This is a genomic window from Streptomyces sp. NPDC031225, assembly GCF_055570355.1.
Genome location: NZ_JBVIHJ010000012.1, coordinates 1 through 22,577, shown reverse-complemented (window position 1 = coordinate 22,577; position 22,577 = coordinate 1). Strand labels below are relative to the sequence as shown.

General features: G+C 70.0%; 21 protein-coding genes and 1 pseudogene. 14 read left to right on the top strand and 8 right to left on the bottom strand.

Annotation, left to right across the window (positions count from 1 at the left end):
* Positions 1–27: 27 nt before the first annotated feature.
* Entirely contained in the window at positions 28–2,115 is a 2,088-nt protein-coding gene (gene tkt, locus ACZ48Z_RS21120) for a transketolase (protein ID WP_468737388.1), read from the bottom strand.
* Between the two features lie 353 nt (positions 2,116–2,468).
* Here tkt and ACZ48Z_RS21115 point away from each other — a divergent pair, with 353 nt between their 5' ends.
* From ACZ48Z_RS21115 to ACZ48Z_RS21105, 3 genes are all read left to right on the top strand, one after another.
* On the top strand, positions 2,469–3,422 hold the full coding sequence (locus ACZ48Z_RS21115) for a heme o synthase (RefSeq protein WP_468737387.1): 954 nt from the start codon (positions 2,469–2,471) through the stop codon (positions 3,420–3,422).
* A gap of 44 nt (positions 3,423–3,466) precedes the next feature.
* Positions 3,467–3,802 carry a hypothetical protein gene (locus ACZ48Z_RS21110; RefSeq protein ID WP_468737386.1) on the top strand — a complete coding sequence of 112 codons (336 nt, stop codon included), beginning with the start codon at positions 3,467–3,469 and terminating at the stop codon, positions 3,800–3,802.
* A gap of 431 nt (positions 3,803–4,233) precedes the next feature.
* Positions 4,234–5,340, top strand: a complete 1,107-nt coding sequence (locus ACZ48Z_RS21105; RefSeq protein WP_468737385.1) for an amidohydrolase family protein — start codon at positions 4,234–4,236, stop codon at positions 5,338–5,340.
* A gap of 61 nt (positions 5,341–5,401) precedes the next feature.
* Here the strand turns inward: ACZ48Z_RS21105 and ACZ48Z_RS21100 are convergent, their stop codons facing one another.
* Entirely contained in the window at positions 5,402–6,424 is a 1,023-nt protein-coding gene (locus tag ACZ48Z_RS21100; RefSeq protein ID WP_468737384.1) for a COX15/CtaA family protein, read from the bottom strand.
* Positions 6,425–6,528: 104 nt separating this feature from the next.
* Positions 6,529–7,431 (bottom strand): hypothetical protein, encoded by a 903-nt coding sequence (locus ACZ48Z_RS21095; RefSeq protein WP_468737383.1) that lies wholly within the window; start codon positions 7,429–7,431, stop codon positions 6,529–6,531.
* A 145-nt stretch (positions 7,432–7,576) separates the two neighbouring features.
* Between ACZ48Z_RS21095 and ACZ48Z_RS21090 the strand changes: the two genes are divergently transcribed.
* Positions 7,577–10,924: an ABC transporter substrate-binding protein gene (locus ACZ48Z_RS21090; RefSeq protein ID WP_468737382.1), complete on the top strand. Its 3,348-nt coding sequence runs from the start codon at positions 7,577–7,579 to the stop codon at positions 10,922–10,924.
* Positions 10,925–10,931: 7 nt separating this feature from the next.
* On the opposite strand, the gene ACZ48Z_RS21085 is transcribed toward ACZ48Z_RS21090, so the two are convergent.
* From ACZ48Z_RS21085 to ACZ48Z_RS21075, 3 genes are all read right to left on the bottom strand, one after another.
* Complete coding sequence (locus ACZ48Z_RS21085) at positions 10,932–11,702, bottom strand: ABC transporter permease (RefSeq protein ID WP_468737381.1); 771 nt, start codon at positions 11,700–11,702, stop codon at positions 10,932–10,934.
* A gap of 88 nt (positions 11,703–11,790) precedes the next feature.
* The gene (locus tag ACZ48Z_RS21080) at positions 11,791–12,714 is read right to left on the bottom strand and encodes an ABC transporter ATP-binding protein (RefSeq protein ID WP_468737380.1); all 924 of its coding nucleotides are present in this window, start codon (positions 12,712–12,714) and stop codon (positions 11,791–11,793) included.
* Between the two features lie 10 nt (positions 12,715–12,724).
* The gene (locus tag ACZ48Z_RS21075; protein WP_468737379.1) at positions 12,725–13,597 is read right to left on the bottom strand and encodes an AAC(3) family N-acetyltransferase; all 873 of its coding nucleotides are present in this window, start codon (positions 13,595–13,597) and stop codon (positions 12,725–12,727) included.
* Between the two features lie 161 nt (positions 13,598–13,758).
* Here ACZ48Z_RS21075 and ACZ48Z_RS21070 point away from each other — a divergent pair, with 161 nt between their 5' ends.
* The 8 genes from ACZ48Z_RS21070 to ACZ48Z_RS21035 are packed head-to-tail and all read left to right on the top strand — an operon-like array spanning position 13,759 to position 20,345.
* Entirely contained in the window at positions 13,759–14,502 is a 744-nt protein-coding gene (locus tag ACZ48Z_RS21070; protein ID WP_468737378.1) for a helix-turn-helix transcriptional regulator, read from the top strand.
* Complete coding sequence (gene sufB, locus ACZ48Z_RS21065) at positions 14,499–15,920, top strand: Fe-S cluster assembly protein SufB (protein WP_468737377.1); 1,422 nt, start codon at positions 14,499–14,501, stop codon at positions 15,918–15,920. The genes ACZ48Z_RS21070 and sufB overlap by 4 nt, the downstream gene beginning before the upstream one ends.
* A gap of 57 nt (positions 15,921–15,977) precedes the next feature.
* Positions 15,978–17,195 carry a Fe-S cluster assembly protein SufD gene (sufD, locus tag ACZ48Z_RS21060; protein WP_468737376.1) on the top strand — a complete coding sequence of 406 codons (1,218 nt, stop codon included), beginning with the start codon at positions 15,978–15,980 and terminating at the stop codon, positions 17,193–17,195.
* Positions 17,195–17,512 (top strand): bifunctional 3-phenylpropionate/cinnamic acid dioxygenase ferredoxin subunit, encoded by a 318-nt coding sequence (locus ACZ48Z_RS21055; protein WP_389109025.1) that lies wholly within the window; start codon positions 17,195–17,197, stop codon positions 17,510–17,512. The genes sufD and ACZ48Z_RS21055 overlap by 1 nt, the downstream gene beginning before the upstream one ends.
* 7 nt (positions 17,513–17,519) lie before the next feature.
* Positions 17,520–18,284: a Fe-S cluster assembly ATPase SufC gene (gene sufC, locus ACZ48Z_RS21050; RefSeq protein ID WP_468737375.1), complete on the top strand. Its 765-nt coding sequence runs from the start codon at positions 17,520–17,522 to the stop codon at positions 18,282–18,284.
* Entirely contained in the window at positions 18,281–19,537 is a 1,257-nt protein-coding gene (locus ACZ48Z_RS21045) for a cysteine desulfurase (protein ID WP_468737374.1), read from the top strand. The genes sufC and ACZ48Z_RS21045 overlap by 4 nt, the downstream gene beginning before the upstream one ends.
* A gap of 14 nt (positions 19,538–19,551) precedes the next feature.
* Positions 19,552–20,016, top strand: coding sequence for a Fe-S cluster assembly sulfur transfer protein SufU (sufU, locus tag ACZ48Z_RS21040; protein WP_468737373.1), 465 nt, complete (start codon positions 19,552–19,554; stop codon positions 20,014–20,016).
* Entirely contained in the window at positions 20,013–20,345 is a 333-nt protein-coding gene (locus ACZ48Z_RS21035; RefSeq protein ID WP_020130530.1) for a metal-sulfur cluster assembly factor, read from the top strand. Before sufU ends, ACZ48Z_RS21035 begins: the two co-directional genes overlap by 4 nt.
* A gap of 77 nt (positions 20,346–20,422) precedes the next feature.
* Here the strand turns inward: ACZ48Z_RS21035 and ACZ48Z_RS21030 are convergent, their stop codons facing one another.
* Together ACZ48Z_RS21030 and ACZ48Z_RS21025 are read right to left on the bottom strand one after the other, a co-directional pair.
* On the bottom strand, positions 20,423–20,845 hold the full coding sequence (locus tag ACZ48Z_RS21030; protein WP_468737372.1) for a hypothetical protein: 423 nt from the start codon (positions 20,843–20,845) through the stop codon (positions 20,423–20,425).
* Positions 20,842–21,672, bottom strand: a pseudogene (locus ACZ48Z_RS21025) (IS5 family transposase). The gene ACZ48Z_RS21030 and the pseudogene ACZ48Z_RS21025 overlap by 4 nt, the downstream one beginning before the upstream one ends.
* Positions 21,673–21,736: 64 nt before the next feature.
* Between ACZ48Z_RS21025 and ACZ48Z_RS21020 the strand changes: the two are divergent.
* Together ACZ48Z_RS21020 and ACZ48Z_RS21015 are read left to right on the top strand one after the other, a co-directional pair.
* Complete coding sequence (locus tag ACZ48Z_RS21020; RefSeq protein WP_468737371.1) at positions 21,737–22,072, top strand: transposase; 336 nt, start codon at positions 21,737–21,739, stop codon at positions 22,070–22,072.
* Positions 22,069–22,488, top strand: coding sequence for an IS3 family transposase (locus ACZ48Z_RS21015; RefSeq protein WP_468737370.1), 420 nt, complete (start codon positions 22,069–22,071; stop codon positions 22,486–22,488). Before ACZ48Z_RS21020 ends, ACZ48Z_RS21015 begins: the two co-directional genes overlap by 4 nt.
* Positions 22,489–22,577 lie beyond the last annotated feature (89 nt).

Here is a 22,577-nt window from a genome sequence, read left to right as displayed (position 1 = left end):
TACATCTCCTACGGTCGTGTGTGAGCGTCAGCGCTGGGCGGCGGCGAGGGATTCCCGGGCCTTGGCGGCCACGTTCTCGCCGGTGAAACCGAACTCCTGGAAGAGGACCTTGCCGTCCGCGGAAGCACCGAAGTGCTCCAGGGAAACGATGCGACCGGCGTCCCCGACGTACTTGTGCCAGGTGAGACCGATACCCGCCTCGACCGCGACACGCGCCCTCACGGCCGGGGGCAGGACGCTGTCCCGGTACCCCTGGTCCTGCTCCTCGAACCACTCCACGGACGGCATGGAGACGACTCGCGTCGGCACACCGTCGGCTTCGAGCTGCTCGCGGGCCTCGACGGCGACGTGCACCTCGGAACCGGTGGCGATGAGGATGACCTCGGGAGCGCCGCCGGACGCCTCGAAGAGGACGTAACCGCCCTTCGCAGCATCCTCGTTGGGCGCGTACGTCGGCACGCCCTGACGGGTCAGCGCCAGGCCGTGCGGGGCACCCTTGCCGAAGACCTTCGTGTAGCGCCGGAGGATCTCGCGCCAGGCGATCGCGGTCTCGTTGGCGTCCGCCGGGCGGACCACGTTCAGGCCCGGGATCGCGCGCAGCGCGGCGACGTGCTCGACCGGCTGGTGGGTGGGGCCGTCCTCGCCGAGACCGATCGAGTCGTGCGTCCACACGTACGTCACCGGCAGGTGCATCAACGCCGAGAGCCGCACCGCGTTGCGCATGTAGTCGGAGAAGACGAGGAACGTACCGCCGTAGATACGGGTGTTGCCGTGCAGCGCGATGCCGTTCATCTCCGCGGCCATGGAGTGCTCGCGGATGCCGAAGTGGATCGTGCGGCCGTACGGGTCCGCCTCCGGCAGCGGGTTGTCCGCAGGGAGGAACGAACTGTCCTTGTCGATCGTCGTGTTGTTCGAGCCCGCGAGGTCGGCTGAGCCGCCCCACAGCTCGGGGATCACGGCGCCGAGGGCCTGCAGGACCTTGCCGGACGCGGCACGCGTGGCGACACCCTTGCCCGGCTCGAAGACCGGGAGCTTCTCCTCCCAGCCCTTGGGCAGTTCACCCGCGGCGATGCGGTCGAACTCGGCGGCGCGCTCGGCGTTGTTGTTGCGCCATTCCTGGAACGACTTCTCCCACTCCGCCTTGGCCTGACGGCCGCGCTCCAGCGCCTCGCGGGTGTGGTTCAGGACGGCGTCCGAGACCTCGAAGGACTGCTCCGGGTCGAAGCCCAGCACCCGCTTGGTGGCCGCGACCTCGTCGTCGCCGAGCGCCGAGCCGTGCGCGGCCTCGGTGTTCTGCGCGTTCGGGGCGGGCCAGGCGATGATCGAACGCATCGCGATGAAGGACGGGCGGTCCGTCACCCGCTTCGCGGCCTCGATCGCGTCGTAGAGGGCGTGCGGGTCGAGGTCGCCGTCCGGCTTCGGGGCGACCCGCTGGACGTGCCAGCCGTACGCCTCGTACCGCTTGACGGTGTCCTCGGACACGGCCGTCTCGGTGTCGCCCTCGATCGAGATGTGGTTGTCGTCCCACAGCAGGACCAGGTTGCCGAGCCGCTGGTGGCCGGCCAGCGAGGACGCCTCCGCGGAGATGCCCTCCTGGAGGCAGCCGTCACCGGCGACGGCGAAGACGAAGTGGTCGAACGGCGACTCGCCGGCCGGGGCCTCCGGGTCGAACAGGCCGCGCTCGTAGCGGGCGGCCATCGCCATGCCCACCGCGTTGGCGACACCCTGGCCGAGCGGTCCCGTCGTGGTCTCGACGCCCTTGGTGTGGCCGTACTCCGGGTGGCCGGGGGTCTTGGAACCCCAGGTCCTGAACGCCTTCAGGTCGTCCAGCTCCAGGCCGAAACCGGCCAGGTAGAGCTGGGTGTAGAGGGTCAGGGACGAGTGGCCGGCGGACAGCACGAAGCGGTCGCGCCCGACCCACTCCGGGTCGGCCGGATCGTGCCGCATCACCTTCTGGAAGAGGGTGTACGCGGCGGGGGCCAGGCTCATCGCCGTACCGGGATGGCCGTTGCCGACCTTCTGTACGGCGTCGGCGGCCAGGACTCGGGCGGTGTCGACGGCCCGCTGGTCCAGCTCGGTCCACTCGAGGTCTGTGGTGGTCGGCTTGGTGCTCACCCTGGGTCAGGGCTCCTCTCCACATGTCACGCATGTCGAATGCCGGTGCACGGGACGCCCGGTCTTTGTCGAGCCTACCCCCGCAAGTACGTGCGTTTTTTCGAGTCATTCCAGACTGCCGGGCCTGTCGGTGATCCGCCTCCCGACTGGCCCGGAACGCATTCGGCAACTGAATACGGACCTGCTCATCGGAGTGCTCAACCGAGTGACGCCGAGCTCTTCCGGGGGTGTCCTCGGACACGACCCGACCCCCGCGAATGTCGGGGTATGGGCAACGTCTACAGTGGCGTGGTACGCGCGGGCCTTTACCGGGACTTCACACGGCTGAGGCCTGCTGGGATGTCTCTGTAGGGGTGTGCGTGACGGCCGTCGAATCCCGTCCAGCGGGTGTACTCGGTGCGAGCGAGAGCCCGCGTCACCGGCCGTTCGGGGCCCGTGTCAAGGCGTTCGTGGCGCTGACCAAGCCGCGGATCATCGAGCTGCTGCTCATCACCACCGTTCCGGTGATGTTCCTGGCGCAGCAAGGTGTGCCCGACCTGAAGCTGGTCCTGCTGACCTGCCTCGGCGGCTATCTCTCCGCGGGCGGCGCCAACGCGCTGAACATGTACATCGACCGTGACATCGACGCGCTCATGGACCGCACCTCGCAGCGTCCGCTGGTGACCGGCATGGTGTCGCCGCGCGAGTGTCTGGCCTTCGGCATCACACTGGCGGTCGTCTCGACGCTCCTGTTCGGCCTCACCGTCAACTGGCTGTCCGCCTGGCTGTCGCTCGGAGCGCTGCTCTTCTACGTCGTCGTCTACACGATGATCCTCAAGCGCCGTACCTCGCAGAACATCGTGTGGGGCGGCATCGCGGGCTGTCTGCCGGTTCTGATCGGCTGGTCCTCGGTCACGAACTCCATGTCGTGGGCGCCGGTCGTCCTCTTCCTGGTCATGTTCTTCTGGACGCCGCCGCACTACTGGCCGCTGTCCATGAAGGTGCGGGAGGACTACGCGCGCGTGGGCGTGCCGATGCTGCCGGTGGTCGCCTCCAACAAGGTCGTCGCCCGGCAGATCGTCATCTACAGCTGGGTGATGGTCGCCGTCTCGCTGATGCTGACCGTGCTCGGCTACACGGGCTGGTTCTACACGGTGGTCGCGCTGCTGGCCGGCGGCTTCTGGCTGTGGGAGGCGCACGGGCTCCAGAACCGCGCCAAGGCCGAGGCGACGGGCGGCAAGCTCAAGGAGATGCGGCTGTTCCACTGGTCGATCACCTATGTGTCGATCCTCTTCGTGGCCGTCGCCGTGGACCCCTTCCTGAGGTGAGCGTCACGTCGTCGCCCCCTCTACTGATCGGTAGCATCCTGGTCATGGCAGACACGACGCAGCAGGTTGACGCGAAGGCCGAGCGCAAGGTCGCCCGGCTCGCCAAGCAGATCAGCTCCTTCTCCAAGGCGCACGGCGGTGCCGAGGGCCAGCTGGCCCACATCGGCGAGCGCGGTGCCCGGATCGTCCTGGTGGGCGAGGACGGCGGCTGGGGCGACCTGGTGGCCCCCTCGTACGAGATCGCCGAGAAGGCCGTCGAGAAGTCCGGCATCACTGTTCACGAGGAGTTCGACGGCGAGTTCGCCGCTAAGGTCAAGACGGGACCGTACGAGTGGAGCCGGATGGCGGGCCTCCAGGTCGGCGGACCTAGCAACGGCTGATCGAACGCGCCCGAAGGGGCGCGGGGAACGGCGCGACCGGCCACGACGGGCCTGCGGCCGCGCGAGGGCGGGTGCGCGCGCAGCGTGGGCGAAACGGACGGACCCGGGCCGATCGAACCCGCCTCAAAGGGGCGCGGGGAACGGCGCGACCAGCCACGACGGGCCTTCGGCCGTGCGAGGGCCGGTGCGCGCGCAGCGTGGGCGAAACGGACGGACCCGGGCCGATCGAACGCGCCTCAAAGGGGCGCGGGGAACGGCGCGACCAGCCACGACGGGCCCGCAGTCGCGCGACGGCCGATGTCCCCGCACCGTGGGCGCAACGGCTCGACCCGCGGAGCGCTTCGCACGGGGTGTGGGACAGCAACACCTGATGCCCGGTTCACCCGTTAGGACCTGTGAGCAGCGCCACGGTCCTGACACGGGGAGCCCGGATGATCGAAACGCCGTCCCTCGTGGACCAGTACTGCCACGGCGTACTGAGAACGGAGCTGGGTCTCGGCACCTTCGAGGCCCAGCTGGCCCGCACCGAGGGCCCGCCCGCCCCGGGCACCACGCTCTTCGACACCCAGACGGGCTTCGCCTTACGACGCTGGTGTCCGCCGCTGCTCGGCCTGGAACCGCACTGCCCGCCCGCCCGCTATCTGGCCCGGCGCCGTGAACTGGGCGTACTGGAAACGGGCCGCAGGCTGCTGCGCGGCAGCGGGATCACGACCTATCTGGTCGACACCGGACTGCCCGGCGACCTCACGGGACCCACCGAGCTGGCCTCCGCGGCGGCCGCCGAGACCCGCGAGATCGTCCGCCTGGAACTCCTCGCCGAACAGGTCGCCGACACCTCCGGGACCGTCGAGTCCTTCCTCGCCAACCTCGCCGAATCGGTGCACGGGGCCGCTGTGAACGCGGTGGCCTTCACCTCGGTGGCGGGCGTACGGCACGGCCTCGCACTGGCGCCCGAGCCACCGGGGCCGGGCGAGGTGCGGGGCGCGGCGGGCCGGTGGCTCGCGGGCCGCCGGGTGGGCGGCGAACTGTCCGACCCCGTCCTCCTGCGACACCTGCTGTGGATCGCGGTCGCCTCGGGCCTGCCGCTCCAACTGCACGCCGGGCTCGGCGAACCGGGCCTGCGCATCGACCGCACCGACCCCGTCCTGCTCACCGACTTCGTCCGGGCCACCGCCGGCCTCGGCACCGACCTCGTGCTGCTGCACAGCTACCCCTACCACCGCCACGCCGCCCACCTCGCCGGCGTCTTCCCGCACGTCTACGCCGACTCCGGCGCCGCCCTCGTCCGCACCGGCGCCCGTGCGGCGACCGTCCTCGCGGAGATCCTGGAGCTGGCCCCCTTCGGCAAGATCGTCTTCTCCAGCGGGGCCCACAGCCTGCCCGAACTGCATGTGGTGGGCGCCCGTCTCTTCCGTGAGGCGCTGGCCCGGGTGCTGGGCGGCTGGGTCACGGAGGGCGCCTGGTCGGCGGCGGACGCGCAGCGGGTGGCCGGCCTGATCGCGGCGGGGAACGCGCGGAGGCTGTACGGGCTGGAGTGAGCCGGGCAGGGGCGTACGGGCGCGGAGGCTGGACGGAACGCCGGGCAGTGCTGGCCCGGAGTTACCTGGGCCCGGCGATCGACGAGCTGGTGGCGGCGTACGGCTGAGCGGGCGCCTCGGGCAGCTCGCCCCCGTCCCGCTCGCGCAGGGCCAGCAGCACCCGGAGCACCGCGATCCACACCAGGGCCGAGCCGAGCATGTGCAGGCCGACCAGGAACTCGGGGAGGTCGGTGAAGTACTGGACGTAGCCGATGACGCCCTGGGAGAGCAGGACCAGGAAGAGGTCGCGGGTGCGGTCCAGGGGGTTCCTGGCGGCGTCGACCGCCTTGAGGATGAACCACAGGGCGAAGGTCAGCGACACCACGATCCAGGCCAGGACCGCGTGCACCTTGCTCACGGTCTCCCAGTCCAGCGGCATCCGCTCGACCTCGCTGGAGTCACCGGCGTGCGGTCCCGCGCCGGTCACGACCGTGCCGACGAGGATCAGCAGGGCGGCGGCCGCGACCAAGAACCACACCAGCTGCTGCACCGGCTTGCCGACCAGCGGGCGGGGTGTTTCGTCGCCCTCGCGGGTGCGCTGCCACATCACGGCGGCGACCGTGATCAGGGCCGTCGTGGCGACGAAGTGGGCCGCGACGGTGTACGGGTTGAGCCCGACGAGCACGACGATGCCGCCGAGGATCGCGTTGCTCATCACGATCCAGAACTGCGCCCAGCCCAGCCGCGTCAGGCTGCGCCGGTACGGCTTCTCGGAGCGCGCCGCGATGATCGCCCATCCGACGGCGGCGCACAGCACGTACGTCAGCATCCGGTTGCCGAACTCGATGGCGCCGTGGAATCCCATCGCGCTGGTCGTGGTCAGGGAGTCGTCCGTGCACGTGGGCCAGGTCGGACACCCGAGCCCCGACCCGGTCAGCCGCACCGCACCGCCGGTGACCACGATGACCACCGCCATGACGAGCGCGGCGAGAGCAGCCCGCTGAACCGTCCGAGGGGCCGGGGTCCAGCGTGCGGCGATGAAGGCGAGCGGGTTGCGGACGGCCGCTACGGCGTCGGCGCGGGTCAGGTTCGGCACGTCTTCCATCGTAGGGGGCTCGCTTGTGCATGCTTTCACGAGGGGGCGCGGAAGGAGCGGGACACCGCTGCCGGTGCCCCGCTCCCGTTCCCCGCCATCCGCGCGCCAGGAGGTCAACGGGCGCAGACCGCCTGGGACCTGAGGTACCAGCCGGCGGCCAGTCCGGAACCCAGTTCGGACACGCTCGCCCGAGCTCCGGGCGGCCTCTGGGTCGGACGCAGCTCCAGGAGGGCGAGCCGGTTGAGGACCCCGGCGTTCCCGGACAGGCGCACACTGGCACCGAAGGCCCGGGTGCCGCGCGGGCAGAAGACGGAGGCCGTCCGCGACCGGGTCGCGCCGGTGACGGGTTTCCAGAAGCTCTCGTGGAGTGTCTGGCCGATCGGGTTGGTGCACACGGCGTATGCCGTCACCGACCAGCGGGCAGCCGTGGGCCTTGCTTCGCTGCCGCGCACCGTGGCGGACTTCAGAAGCCTCGTGTCGACGGTGACGGAGTTGACGCCGACCTCGAAGTCGGCGCCGTTGATCCTGCCGCCCTGAGCGAGGAGCCTCTTGCCCGTGGGACAGAACGCCTGCGCCGTCTTCACATCCTGCGACGTGTACGCCGACGTACGCGCTACGTACGTGAGCCCCGCCGGTGCCTTGGCGCACACCGCGTAGGCCACCACGTGCCACGCCGCCCCTGTGCCGCTGCCGGCGCCCCGCGGCTCCAGCTCCTGCGCCACGGCCGCCCATCCGTGGCGCCACGGGTACGACCCCCGCAGCAGGACGCGGTTCGCGCCGCCCACGATCCGGACGCCGCCTCCGAGCGCCACCCTGCCCGCAGGGCAGCGGGCGAGGACCGAGTGCGTCCGGCTGGAGTCGTGAACGCCAGCTTTGAACACGTAGCTGTACCCCGATACCGGCGCCTGTGGCGCCTCCGGGGGAGGCACCGCCGCCTGCGCCGCCGTGGTCAACAAACCCATCCCCGTCGCCACAGCGGTGAGCCCGAGCCACGTCCGGCGCTGTCGTGTGTTCATGGCACTTCTCTCTCTCCGGCCGCAACATCCCGTCGGTGAGCGGCATTTGTGTGAACTGGGACACATTTCAGTGCGCTGCGTCGCTACGCTCCTTGGTGGGCGCTTGGAGGGCCTTGGCGTCGGCTTGGAACGGGGGCGATGTGCCATGTCGGCCACGGAATTCGGCATCCTCGGCCCTCTGCGCGTCCAGCGCTCCGGCGCCGCTCTCCCGCTGGGCGGACCGCGGCAACGCGCCGTGCTCGCCCTGTTGGTCGTCGAGTCGAACCGGGCGGTCCCGACGGACCGGCTGATCGACGAGGTGTGGGACGGCGACCCTCCGGACGGCGCGGTCACCTCGGTGCAGACGTACGTCTTCCATCTGCGGCGGCTGCTGGAGCCGGAGCGGATCCGCGGTGCCCCGGCCGAGGTGCTCGTCAGCCGGAACCACGGCTACCTGCTGAAGGCCGGGCCCCTGGCCACCGACGCCGCCCGCTTCGAGGCCGGGCTGCGGGAGGGGAGGGAGGCGCTGGACGCCGGTCGGTACGCCGAGGCGGGCAGGACACTCCGGAGTGCTCTCGCGCTGTGGCGGGGCACGGTACTGGAGGACCTGGGCGACCACGGTTTCGTACGGCGGGAGGCCGGCCGGCTGGCGGAGTTGCGGCTGGCGGCACTGGAAGCCCGACTCGAAGCGGATCTGGCACTGGGGCGGCATACGGCCGTCGTGGGTGAACTGGAGCAGTTGGCCGCCGCGCATCCGCTGCGCGAGCGGTTGTCGGCCCAGCTGATGCTGGCCCTGTACCGGTGCGGCCGACAGGCCGAGGCGCTGGCCTGCTACCAGCGCCTACGGGAAAGACTGCGCGACGAACTGGGCCTGGATCCGGACGAGTCGGTGCGGCAGGTGCATCAGGCGATCCTGGCGCACGACCCGGCCGCCGCCTCTCCGACGCGGAAGACGGTGCGGGGACCGCGCCGTCGGCGTGTCCCGGCCGCGGTCGGCTCACTCACGGCGATCGCCGCGCTGTGCGCCGGTCTCGTCTCCGGGGCGGGAGCTCCCCGGCCGGTCGTCCCGGAACTGGCCGCCAACACCGTCGGCGCGGTGTCCGGCGGGAGCGGTACGCCGGTGCCGGTCGGGCAGAGCCCGGACGGGCTGGCGTACGGGGCCGGTTCGGTGTGGGTGGCCAACAACGGCGACGACTCCGTCAGCCGTATCGACCCGCAGACCCGTGCCGTGCAGCTCATCCCCGTCGGCTCGGACCCCGTCGCCGTCGCGGTGAGCGGCAACGACGTGTGGGTGGCCAACAGCGGGGACGGCACGGTCTCGCGGATCAACGCCGCCGCAGACCGGGTCGTCGACATCGTGCCCGTGGGGAACCTGCCCTCGGCGATAGCGGCCGGCCCCGCCGGGGTGTGGGTGGCGCTCGGCGGGGACGACGCCGTCCGGCGGGTCGACACAAAGTCCGGACGGGCCGGAAAGGCCGTCGCGGTGGGCGGCAGGCCCGCCGGTATCGGTGTGGGTGAGCGGACCGTGTGGGTCGCCAACAGCCGCGACGGCACGGTGACCCCGGTCGACGCCGGCACGGCCCAGGCGCGCGGGCCCGTCCTGGTGGGCGCCGGACCACAGGGGGTGGCCGTCACCGAGGAGGCGGTGTGGGTCGCCAACGGACTCTCGCTCACCGTCTCCCGCATCGACACCCGCACCGGCGTGGCCACCACCCAGGAGGTGGGTGACGGCCCTCGTGCCGTGGTGGCGGGACCGGACGGCGTCTGGGTGAGCAACGAGTACGACGCCACCGTAGTTCAGCTCGATCCCCGTACGGGCCGGCCGTTGCGCACGATCCCCACAGGCAGCGCGCCACGGGGGCTCGCCCTGGCGGGGGGGACGGTGTGGGCGGCGGGACGCGCCCTCGCGGCGCCGGGGCACCGGGGCGGCACGCTGACCGTGCTGGGCTGGGGCGGTGCCGCCGACTACGGCATCGATCCGGCGAGCATCTACAACGCGGAGGCCGGTCTGGCCCTCAGCGTCGCCTACGACCACCTCGTGGGCTGGCGCCAGTCGCCCGGCGGATCGGAGCTCACCCTGGTACCGGACCTGGCCGGCGAACTCCCGCGCCCCACCGACGGCGGGCGCACCTACACGTTCCCGCTGCGCCGGGGGCTGCGGTACTCCGACGGCCGCCGGGTCGCACCGGCCGACTTTCTGCGGGGCGCCCGGCGGGCTCTGACCACTCACGGAGGCAATCCCGGGTACTTCACCAGGATCGTCGGCGGCGCCGCGTGTGTGGCCCGTCCGCAGCGGTGCGACCTCTCGCGCGGGATCAGCACCGACGACGACACGCATACCGTGACCTTCCACCTCACCGCGGCGGACCCGGCGTTTCTGTACAAGCTCTCGATGTTCGTCGTGCCGACGCCTCCCGGTGTTCCGGACCGGAACGTCGGCTCCCGCCCGCTGCCCGCGACCGGCCCCTATCAGGTCGCCGACTACCGGAAGGGCAAGCAGCTCACGCTGAAGCGGAACCCGTTTTTCCGGGAGTGGTCGCATGTGGCCCAGCCGGCCGGATATCCCGACGTCATCCGCTGGCGGACGTTCGGGTCGACGCGGCAACAGGTGGCAGAGGTGAACGCCGGGCGGGCGGACCTGGCGATCCAGCTGAACACCGATCCCGAGCCGTCCTACCTGCGGCAGCTCGTCGTGCGGTATCCGACGCGGCTGCACACGAGCTCCTCGTTCTTCACGGTGTACGAGACGTTCAACACGAGGGTGCCGCCCTTCGACGACCGGCGGGTCAGGCAGGCGCTGTCCTACGCCGTGGACCGCGACCGGCTGGTGGACCTGATGGGCGGGCTCCAGATCGTGTCCCCCACCTGCCAGTCCCTGCCCAAGGGCTTTCCCGGTTATCAGCCGTACTGCCCGTACACGCGGGAACCGGGCGCGGACGGTGTGTGGCACGGGCCCGATCTTGCCAGGGCCAGGAAGCTGATCGCGGAGTCGGGCACCCGGGGCATGCCGGTGGGAGTGTGGACCTGGAGCATGGAGTCGGCCCGCCGCGCCGCCGTCTACCTCGTGGACTTCCTGGACGAACTCGGCTACCGGGCCACCCTGCACGTCCTGCCTGAGGACGACCGCTACTGGAGCACGGTGGGGGACTCACGGACCCGGGCCCAGCTGATGTTCCATGGGTGGCTGCCCGACTATCCGTCCTCGGGCACCTACTTCACGCCCCTCCTCACCTGTGACGGCTTCAGGCCCGCCGACGGTCCCGGCACCGTGAACTACGCCGAGTACTGCTCTCCGTCCTTCGACCGGCTCGTCGACACGGCGCAGGCTGCCGAGCACGTCGATCCCGGCAGAGCGCGGCAGCTGTGGGCCCGGATCGACCGGAGGGTCATCGACGAGGCGCTCTGGCTGCCCGTGGTGAACTTCAAGCAGGTGGCCTTCACGTCCACCCGCCTCGGCAACTATCAGGCGACGCCGGCCTTCGGCCCGATCGTGTCCCAGATGTGGGTCCGCTGACCCCGGCTCACTCCCACCGGAAGAACCGCCCCGCCGCAGCCAGCCCCACAACCCCCCACACCGCCAGGATCCCCAGATCGCCCCACGGCATCCCGGCCCCGTGCTGCAGCACGTCCCGCAGGCCGTCCGAGAGGGCCGAGATGGGCAGCAGGCCGAGGACGTCCTGGGCGCCCTGGGGGAACTTGTCCAGGGGGACGATGACTCCGCCGCCGACCAGCAGGAGCAGGAACACCAGGTTGGCGGCGGCCAGGGTGGCTTCCGCCTTCAGCGTTCCCGCCATCAGCAGGCCCAGGCCGGAGAAGGCCGCCGTGCCCAGGAGCAGGAGCAGGAGGACGGCGAGCGGGTTGCCGTGCGGGTTCCAGCCCAGGGCAAGGGCGATCACCGTCAGCAACAGCACTTGCAGGATCTCCGTGACCAGCACCGACGCCGTCTTCGCCGTCATCAGGCCCCAGCGGGGGAGCGGCGAGGACGCCAGGCGCTTCAGGACGCCGTAGCGGCGCTCGAAGCCCGTGGCGATGGCCTGGCCCGTGAACGCCGTGGACATGACCGCGAGGGCGAGGACGCCGGGGGCGAGGAAGTCCACCGCCTTGCCCGCGCCCGTGTCGACGATGTCCACCGAGCTGAACAGGACCAGGAGCAGGGTCGGGATCACCACCGTCAGCAGGAGCTGCTCGCCGTTGCGCAGCAGCATCTTCGTCTCCAGGGCGGCCTGGGTCGCGATCATGCGTCCCAGGGGTGCCGCACCCGGCTTCGGCGTGTAGAGACCGGTGGCCGTCACGCGCGCGGCTCCTTACCCGTGAGCTCCAGGCCGTGTCGTGCCGGGGGACAAGCCTCGGACCCCCGGCAGATCCTTGTGCGGGCCGACATCATGAGCGCAGCTCCTTGCCCGTGAGCTCCAGGAATACGTCTTCCAGCGTGTGCCGTTCGACCGAGATCCTCTCCGGCATCACCCCGTGCTGCGCACACCACGACGTCACCGTCGCGAGCAGCTGCGGGTCGACCTTGCCGCCGACCCGGTAGGAGCCGGGGGTCAGCTCGACCGCCGTGCAGTCCGCCGGGAGCGCCTTGAGCAGGGACCCCACGTCCAGGCCCGGGCGGCCCATGAAGCGCAGGGTGTTCTCGGCGCCGCCGCGGCACAGCTCCTCCGGTGTGCCCTGGGCGATGACCCGGCCGCCGTCGATGATCGCCACGTCGTCGGCGAGCTGCTCGGCCTCGTCCATGTGGTGCGTGGTGAGGATGACCGAGACGCCGTCCGCGCGCAGGTCGCGGACCAGGTCCCAGGTGGCACGGCGGGCCTGGGGATCGAGGCCGGCGGTCGGCTCGTCCAGGAACACCAGTTCCGGGCGCCCCACGACCGCCATGGCCAGCGCCAGGCGCTGCTGCTGGCCGCCGGAGAGGCGGCGGTACGTGGTCCTGCCGCAGCCGCCGAGGCCCAGGCGCTCGATCAGCGCGTCCACGTCCAGCGGGTGCGCGTGCAGCCGGGCCACGTGCCGCAGCATCTCGTCGGCCCGGGCACTGGAGTACACACCGCCGGACTGGAGCATCACCCCGATCCGGGGGTGCAGTTCACGGGCCTGCCGCACCGGGTCGAGACCCAGGACGCGCACCGTGCCGGAGTCCGCTGTGCGGTATCCCTCGCAGGTCTCGACGGTCGTCGTCTTGCCCGCGCCGTTGGGCCCGAGTACGGCGGTCACGCCCGCCCGGGCCACCAGGTCGAGGCCGTCCACGGCGGTCTTCGTGCCGTACCGCTTCACCAGGGCGTGGACCTGGACCACGGGCTCACTTCGCATGGGCCCGAGTCTAGGTTCGCCGCTCGCGCCGCAGACGGCCGGGTGCAGGATCTCCACCCGGGTCCACGCCGAGGGAAGTCCCGGGCACGTCCTCCCGCGAGCGGTGCAGCGTCAGCCACCGCTGCGCGTAGCGCACCGCGTCCGCCACCGGGAACAGCCGCACATCGGCCGCGCCCACCTTTCCCCGTACGACGACGGACCCCCGGTCACGCTCGAAGTCGTAGCCCAGTTCGTCGAAGCGGTCGGAGGTGATCGACACCTCCGTCACCACCTCCCAGCCGGCCGGCCCCGGGCGGCCGACCCGCACCAGTGGGGTCGGGACGCGGTACTCGGCGAGATGGAAGCTCGTGCACGTGTCGTAGCCCGCGCCGAGGAGCAGCACGCGTGCGTGCATCTCCTCCAGACGGGCGAGCGGGCTGTGCTCGCCCAGGCGGCAGTCGAGGGCGTGGCCGTCGACGACTTCGCGCGCGCGGGCGCCGATCGCCGCGAAGGAGGTCTGCGGGTGCGCGCTGCGCAGGGCGCCGGGCCAGGTGCGGACGGTCTCCGGGAGCACGCCGACACCGCGCGAGGGCGTGACGAGGGGGTCGTAGGCGGGCATGGCCGTCCGGATGGTGTCCCACCACTCCTCGGGCACCGGCGGATTGCTCCACAGAGCCGGGTCCGAGAGGTCGCCGGTCTGGGTGGGGACCACCAGGGTGCCGTCCGGAGCCAGGACGTCGAGCAGGCCCTGGACCACCGCGACGGGGCCTCCGCAGACCCAGCCGAGGGAGTTGAGGGAGGAGTGCACGAGCAGGGTCTCGCCGCTGCGGACACCCAGCTCACGCAGCTCGGAGGCGATGGTGCCGCGGGTGACAAGAGGGCCGGTGGGAGGGGGTTTCGGCATGCTTACGGAGTGTCCAGGACCGGCCGCCGAAACGCCACCGCTTTGATCGATCAAAGATCGTTCCCGCAGGTCAGGTTAGGGATGCCTAAGTGATGCAAGGCACCGTCCGGTGGACGGGACGCGGGTTGCCTGGTCCTGAGGAATTACGCAACAATGGCGTTGTGAAAAACGTCGGCGAGGCTCGGGAGACCCCCACGGGGGCCCCGCAGGAGGAGCTCGCGACCGGTGAGCGGTCCACCCGCAACCGCGTCGCGCGATCCATCCTGGACCACGGCCCCTCGACCGTCGCCGAGCTGGCCGGACGGCTGGGCCTGACCCATGCGGCCGTACGACGCCATCTGGACGCGCTGGTGGCCGACGACGTCGTGGAGGCACGCGAGCAGCGGGTCTACGGCGCGCGGACGCGTGGCCGTCCCGCCAAGGTCTTCGCGCTCACCGACTGCGGCCGGGACGCCTTCGACCAGTCCTACGACAAACTCGCCGCGGACGCCCTGCGCTGGATCCAGGAGCGGTTCGGCGGGGACGAGGCGGTCGTCGCCTTCGCCCGCGCGCGGATCACGGAACAGGCCGCCGGGTACCGCGAGGCCGTCGAGGCCGCCGCCCCCGAGGACCGCACCGAAGCCCTGGCCAAGGCGCTGAGCGCGGACGGGTACGCTGCTACGGCGCGCAGCGCACCGGTCGGCGAGCAGCTCTGCCAGCACCACTGCCCGGTGGCCCATGTCGCGGAGAAGTTCCCGCAGCTGTGCGACGCCGAGACGGAGATCTTTTCCCAGCTCCTCGGCACGCACGTCCAGCGGCTCGCGACCATCGCCCACGGCGACGGCGTCTGCACGACGTTCATCCCCAAGATTTCCAAGAACACCCTTAACGCATCTGCAAGCACGGCCGGGAGGAACCCCGCATGACTCTCCCCACGGAGACTGCCCACCCTGAGCTCGAGGGCCTGGGCACGTACGAATACGGCTGGGCCGACTCCGACACCGCCGGCGCCTCTGCGAAGCGCGGTATCAACGAGGACGTCGTCAAGGACATCTCCGCCAAGAAGTCCGAGCCGGAGTGGATGACGAAGCTGCGCCTCAAGGGCCTGCGGCTGTTCGACAAGAAGCCCATGCCCAACTGGGGCTCGGACCTGTCGGGCATCGACTTCGACAACATCAAGTACTTCGTGCGCTCCACGGAGAAGCAGGCGGAGTCCTGGGAGGACCTGCCCGAGGACATCAAGAACACCTACGACAGGCTGGGCATCCCGGAGGCCGAGAAGCAGCGCCTCGTCGCCGGTGTCGCCGCCCAGTACGAGTCGGAGGTCGTCTACCACCAGATCCGCGAGGACCTGGAGGAGCAGGGCGTCATCTTCCTCGACACCGACACCGCGCTGAAGGAGCACCCGGAGCTCTTCAAGGAGTACTTCGGCACCGTCATCCCGGTCGGCGACAACAAGTTCGCGTCGCTGAACACCGCGGTGTGGTCGGGCGGTTCCTTCATCTACGTGCCGAAGGGTGTGCACGTCGAGATCCCGCTCCAGGCCTACTTCCGCATCAACACCGAGAACATGGGCCAGTTCGAGCGGACCCTGATCATCGTCGACGAGGGTGCCTACGTGCACTACGTCGAGGGTTGTACGGCGCCGATCTACAAGTCGGACTCGCTGCACTCCGCGGTCGTCGAGATCATCGTCAAGAAGAACGCCCGCTGCCGTTACACGACCATCCAGAACTGGTCGAACAACGTCTACAACCTGGTCACCAAGCGCGCCGTGGCGTACGAGGGCGCGACCATGGAGTGGATCGACGGCAACATCGGCTCCAAGGTCACCATGAAGTACCCGGCCGTCTACCTGATGGGCGAGCACGCCAAGGGCGAGACCCTCTCCATCGCCTTCGCGGGCGAGGGCCAGCACCAGGACGCCGGCTCCAAGATGGTCCACATGGCGCCGAACACCTCCTCCAACATCGTCTCCAAGTCGGTGGCGCGAGGCGGCGGCCGTACCTCCTACCGCGGTCTCGTCGAGATCGCCGAGGGCGCCCACGGCTCCAAGTCCAACGTGCTGTGCGACGCGCTGCTCGTCGACACCATCTCCCGCTCCGACACGTACCCCTACGTGGACGTCCGCGAGGACGACGTGTCCATGGGCCACGAGGCGACCGTCTCCAAGGTCTCCGACGACCAGCTCTTCTACCTGATGAGCCGTGGTCTGAGCGAGTTCGAGGCGATGGCGATGATCGTGCGCGGCTTCGTCGAGCCCATCGCGAAGGAGCTGCCCATGGAGTACGCCCTCGAACTCAACCGGCTGATCGAGCTGCAGATGGAGGGTGCGGTCGGCTGACCCGCCCCCCTGAAGCCCGAAGATTTCTTGACGTAGGAAGAGAGCAGACCGACAGCCATGGCTGAGGCTCAGAACGCCCCCACACTCGAATCCACTCGTGCGGGGGGACCCCCACCGGTGGGCAGCACCACCGCAGGCTCGATCGCGGTGGCCGCCGAGTCGACCGTCGCCACGCGCATGAGCGCGCCCCCGTCCTTCGACGTGGCGGACTTCCCGGTCCCGCACGGACGCGAGGAGGAGTGGCGGTTCACCCCGCTGGAGCGCCTGCGCGGGCTGCACGACGGCACCGCGATCGCCGGCGGCGACGGCGTGAAGGTCGACGTCCAGGCCCCCGAGGGCGTCATCGTCGAGGCCGTAGGCCGTGACGACGCGCGCCTCGGCAGGGCCGGCACCCCGGTGGACCGCGTCGCCGCCCAGGCGTACTCCGCGTTCGAGAAGGCCGGCGTGATCACCGTCCCCAAGGAGACGGTCCTCACCGAGCCCGTCCGGATCGCCGTGCACGGCGAGGGCGGCACCGCCTTCGGTCACCAGGTGATCGAGCTGGGCGCCTTCGCCGAGGCCGTGGTCGTCATCGACCACACCGGTGACGCCGTGCTCGCCGCCAACGTCGAGTACGTGCTCGGTGACGGCGCCAAGCTGACCGTCGTCTCCGTCCAGGACTGGGACGACAAGGCCGTCCACGTGGCGCAGCACAACGCCCTCGTCGGCCGGGACGCGTCCTTCAAGTCGGTCGTCGTCACCTTCGGCGGTGACCTCGTACGGCTGAACCCGCGCGTCTCCTACGCCGGACCCGGTGGCGAGGCCGAGCTGTTCGGGCTCTACTTCACCGACAAGGGCCAGCACCAGGAGCACCGCCTCCTGGTCGACCACAACGCCCCGCACTGTAAGTCGAACGTCGTCTACAAGGGCGCGCTCCAGGGCGAAGGCGCGCACGCCGTGTGGATCGGCGACGTGCTCATCGAGGCCAAGGCCGAGGGCACCGACACGTACGAGATGAACCGCAACCTGGTGCTGACCGACGGCGCCCGGGTCGACTCCGTGCCGAACCTGGAGATCGAGACCGGCGAGATCGTCGGAGCGGGGCACGCGAGTGCGACCGGCCGCTTCGACGACGAGCAGCTCTTCTACCTGATGGCCCGCGGCATCCCGGCCGACGAGGCCCGGCGCCTGGTGGTCCGCGGCTTCTTCGCCGAACTGGTCCAGCAGATCGGCGTCGCCGACATCGAAGAGCGCCTTCTCGTGAAGATCGACGAGGAGCTGGAGGCCACCGTCTGATGGCCTACCTACGCGCCTGCGGGCTGAGCGAGCTGGAGGAGGACACCCCGAAGCGGGTGGAACTCGACGGCACGCCGGTCTCGGTCGTCCGTACCGAGGGAGAGGTGTTCGCGATCAACGACATCTGCTCCCACGCGAACGTCTCGCTCTCCGAGGGCGAGGTGGAGGACTGCCAGATCGAGTGCTGGCTGCACGGCTCCGCGTTCGACCTCAGAACCGGCAAGCCGTCCGGCCTGCCCGCGACGCGCCCCGTCCCCGTATACCCCGTAAAGATCGAAGGGGACGACGTTCTCGTCTCCCTCAACCAGGAGTCCTGAGGTACCCATGGCAACGCTTGAAATCCACGACCTGCACGTCACCGTCGAGGCCGACAACGCCACGAAGGAGATCCTCAAGGGCGTCGACCTGACCGTGAAGCAGGGCGAGACGCACGCCATCATGGGCCCCAACGGCTCCGGCAAGTCGACCCTCGCCTACTCGCTCGCGGGTCACCCGAAGTACACCGTCACCGGCGGCACCGTCACCCTCGACGGCGAGAACGTCCTGGAGATGGAGGTCGACGAGCGCGCCCGCGCGGGCCTGTTCCTGGCCATGCAGTACCCGGTCGAGATCCCCGGCGTCTCGGTCTCCAACTTCCTGCGCACCTCCGCCACCGCCATCCGCGGCGAGGCCCCCAAGCTGCGCACCTGGGTGAAGGAGGTCAAGGAGACCATGCAGCGTCTCCACATGGACCCCGCCTTCGCCGAGCGCAACGTCAACGAGGGCTTCTCCGGCGGCGAGAAGAAGCGCCACGAGATCCTCCAGCTCGAACTGCTCAAGCCCAAGATCGCGATCCTCGACGAGACCGACTCCGGCCTCGACGTCGACGCGCTCCGGGTGGTCTCCGAAGGCGTCAACCGCGTCCGCGAGACCGGCGAGGTCGGCACCCTGCTGATCACGCACTACACGCGCATCCTGCGCTACATCAAGCCCGACCACGTGCACGTCTTCTCAGGCGGCAGGATCGTCGAGTCCGGCGGCGCCGAGCTCGCCGACAAGCTGGAGAACGAGGGCTACGAGGCTTACACGAAGGGTGGCGCATCCGAGTGACACAGCTGCCGGGCCTCCTCGACACAGAGGCGATCCGCAAGGACTTCCCGATCCTGGACCGCATGGTCCACGACGACCGGAAGCTCGTCTACCTGGACAACGCGGCGACCTCGCAGAAGCCGCGCCAGGTACTGGACGCCCTGAGTGAGTACTACGAGCGCTACAACGCCAACGTCCACCGCGGTGTGCATGTGCTCGCCGAGGAGGCCACGGCGCTGTACGAGGGCGCGCGCGACAAGGTCGCCGCGTTCATCAACGCGCCCAGCCGCGACGAGGTGATCTTCACCAAGAACGCCTCCGAATCGCTCAACCTCGTGGCCAACATGCTGGGCTGGGCCGACGAGCCCTACCGCGTGGACGACGAGACCGAGATCGTCATCACGGAGATGGAGCACCACTCCAACATCGTGCCGTGGCAGCTGCTCGCGCAGCGCACCGGCGCGAAGCTGAAGTGGTTCGGCCTCACCGACGACGGCCGTCTCGACCTGTCCAACATCGACGAGATCATCACGGAGAAGACGAAGATCGTCTCCTTCGTGCTGGTGTCCAACATCCTGGGCACGGTCAACCCGGTCGAGGCGATAGTGCGCCGGGCGCAGGAGGTCGGCGCCCTGGTCTGCATCGACGCCTCACAGGCCGCGCCGCACATGCCGCTGGACGTACAGGCCCTCCAGGCCGACTTCGTGGCCTTCACCGGTCACAAGATGTGCGGTCCGACGGGCATCGGCGTGCTGTGGGGCCGCCAGGAACTCCTGGAGGACCTGCCCCCGTTCCTCGGCGGCGGCGAGATGATCGAGACCGTGTCGATGCACTCGTCGACGTATGCCCCGGCGCCCCACAAGTTCGAGGCGGGCACCCCTCCGGTCGCGCAGGCGGTCGGTCTGGGCGCGGCGATCGACTACCTGAACGCCATCGGCATGGACAAGATCCTCGCCCATGAGCACGCGCTGACCGAGTACGCGGTCCAGCGCCTGACGGAGATCCCCGACCTCAGGATCATCGGCCCGACCACGGCCGAGGACCGGGGCGCGGCGATCTCCTTCACGCTCGGCGACATCCACCCGCACGACGTGGGCCAGGTCCTCGACGAGCAGGGCATCGCGGTCCGGGTCGGCCACCACTGCGCGCGGCCGGTCTGCCTGCGGTACGGAATTCCCGCGACCACGCGAGCGTCGTTCTATCTGTACTCCACGCCGGCCGAGATCGACGCACTGATCGAGGGGCTGGAGCACGTACGGAACTTCTTCGGCTGAGGAGCGGCTGAGACGTGAAGCTTGATTCGATGTACCAGGAAGTCATCCTGGACCACTACAAGCACCCGCACGGGCGCGGTCTCAGGGACGGCGACGCCGAGGTGCACCACGTCAACCCGACGTGCGGCGACGAGATCACCCTCCGGGTGAAGTACGACGGCACGACGATCGAGGACGTCTCGTACGAGGGCCAGGGCTGCTCGATCAGCCAGGCCAGCGCGTCCGTCCTGAACGATCTGCTGGTCGGCAAGGACCTGGCTCAGGCGCAGCGGATCCAGGAGACCTTCCTGGAACTGATGCAGTCCAAGGGCCGTATCGAGCCCGACGACGCGATGGAGGAGGTGCTGGAGGACGCGGTCGCGTTCGCCGGTGTCTCCAAGTACCCGGCCCGGGTCAAGTGCGCTCTCCTCAGCTGGATGGCGTGGAAGGACGCGACGGCCCAGGCGCTGGGAGCCGACGCCGAAAGGAAGACGGCATGAGCGAGACCCTTGAGATGAAGCCGGCCTCGGAAGAGGAAGTCCGTGAGGCGCTGTACGACGTCGTCGACCCCGAGTTGGGCATCGACGTCGTCAACCTCGGCCTGATCTACGGCATCCACATCGACGACGCGAACATCGCGACGATCGACATGACCCTGACCTCCGCGGCCTGTCCGCTCACGGACGTCATCGAGGACCAGGCCAAGTCCGCCACGGACGGCCTCGTCAACGAACTCCGCATCAACTGGGTGTGGATGCCGCCGTGGGGCCCGGACAAGATCACGGACGACGGCCGGGAGCAGCTTCGGGCGCTCGGGTTCAACGTCTGAGAGGGCGGTACGTGAGTTGATGTCCGTTTATCCCTTTCGGGAGGAGCAAGCGGGCTGGCCGCGGGGTTGCCGGGCGGCTATGGCCGTGGCTGGGTGAACAAGCCCTGCTCGGTCTCGACCAGGATTCCGCGTTCGGTCAGCCGTTTGAGTTTGAGGCGGGTGTTGTTGATGTTGTTGGGTGCGATCTCCAGGTCCATCGCCTCGCACACCTGCCGCGCCCGCAGCGGAGCGTCGGCCGCGGTGAATACCGCCAGGATCTGCTGGTAGGCCGGATGGTCGGGCAGCTTCGGTGCCGGCGGCGCGGATGGCTGCGGATCGGGCAGCTCCAGCAGCGTCTTGCGGGTGATCCGGACCTCCTCGGCGGCCCTGCCGAGCTCGTCCAGCCGTGCGGTCAGCTGCGCGATCTGTTCTCCCGCCGTCTCGGCCTGCGCGGCGATCTCGCGTTCCCGCTCCTCCAGCCGAGCCAGCACCGCCCCGAGGGTCAGCTCCCCGCCGGTCATGTGCTGCGCCAGGCTGCAGCGGTGGCCCCGGTCAGTCGGCGCAGTATCACTGCGGTCATCGCCCAGTACACCCGCGACTCCGAACTGCGCGGCAGGTGCTCGTAGTCGCGCACCAGCCTGCGGTGCAGCATCAAGATCCCGTAGGCGCGCTCCACGATCCACCGCTTGAGGATCGGCACGAACCCCGGTCTGTGCCGGGTTGCGCTCGACGATCTCCACCTCGATGCCGACCTGCACCCCGTGCGCGACGACGGCGTTCTTGAAACCCTGGTGGACCAGGGCCTTCTGCACGGTGTCAGTGTCGGCGGCGACCTTGTCCAGCAGCGCGATGCCGGCGGCGTTGTCGTGCACGGACGCGGCGAGCACCACCACCGCGATCGCCAGGCCCAACACGTCAACGGCCAGGCCGCGCTTGCGGCCCGGTACTTTTTTGCCGCATCACACCCCGTCGACTCCGCGGGCACCCCGGCCGCCGCGTGCACGCTCTGGGTGTCGAGCACCACCAGGCTCGGGTCCGCCTTCCGCCGCGCCCTCTCCCGCACCTGCCAGCGCAGCAGGTCGTGGATGGTCCGGTCGGTGCCGTCGTCGCGCCACTTGGTGAAGTAGTACATCACCGCGCCGCGCGGCGGCAGGTCGTGCGGGAGCAGGTCCCACTGGCAGCCGGTACGGCCCTGGTAGAGGAGCGCGTTGACGATCTCCCGCATCTCGTACCGGCCCTGGTGGCCGCTGACCGAACGGTGTGCGGCCTTCCACGCGACAATCACCGGCTCGATCAACGCCCACTGCACGTCGGACAGGTCGGTCTTGTACGGCTTGCGCTCGCTCACGGTCCTCAGCCCAGCACGCCCGAGCCCTCCGACCGGCAGGGATGCCGCAGTCCCACACGTTCAGGTGACGACAAATCACCTGCCAACTCGCATACCGCCCTCTAAGAGCAACCGCAGCAGGCGGTACTCGGAGGAGTTCAAGCGCGACGCGGTCGCGCTGGTCCGGTCCTCCGGCAAGACCGTCACCGAGGTGGCTCGGGAGATCGGGGTCAGCGCCGAAGGGCTGCGGAACTGGGTCAAGCAGGACACGATCGACCGCGGGCAGGGGTCGCCGGGTGAGCTGACGAGCGCGGAGCGGGAAGAGCTGAGCCGGCTGCGGCGCCAAAGCCGTGAGCAGGCCGAGACGATCGAGGTGCTGCGAAAAGCGGCGGTCTTCTTCGCGAAGGAGAGCGATCGATGAGCGAGGTGTATGCGTTCATCGAGGCGGAGAAGACCACCCACCCTGTTGCTCTGCTGTGCCGGCTGCTGAAGGTGGCCCGGTCCTCCTTCTACGCCTGGCTGGCCGGCGAGCCGGCCCGCGCCACCCGCCGGGCCGCCGACGACGCCCTGGCCCACGAGATCATCGTGTTGCACATCGCCTCCCGGTGCACCTACGGAGTGCCGCGCATCCATGCCGAGTTGCGCAGGCTGGACCGGCGGGTCAACCGCAAGCGAGTGGAGCGGATCATGCGTGAGCGCGACATCACCGGGGTCACCTGGCGCAAGCGCCGGTCGCTGACCCGTCCGGCGAAGAAGGCGGTGCCCGCTCACGACCTGATCGGCCGCGACTTCACGGCCGCCGCCCCGGGGCGGAAACTGGTCGGTGACATCACCTAATCCGGAGTTAAGAACGGTCCGACGGCACGGGTAGTCAGGCGGACTGTTCGAGTGCTGTGGGCTGCGTGGGCACCGGACGGACGCCTACG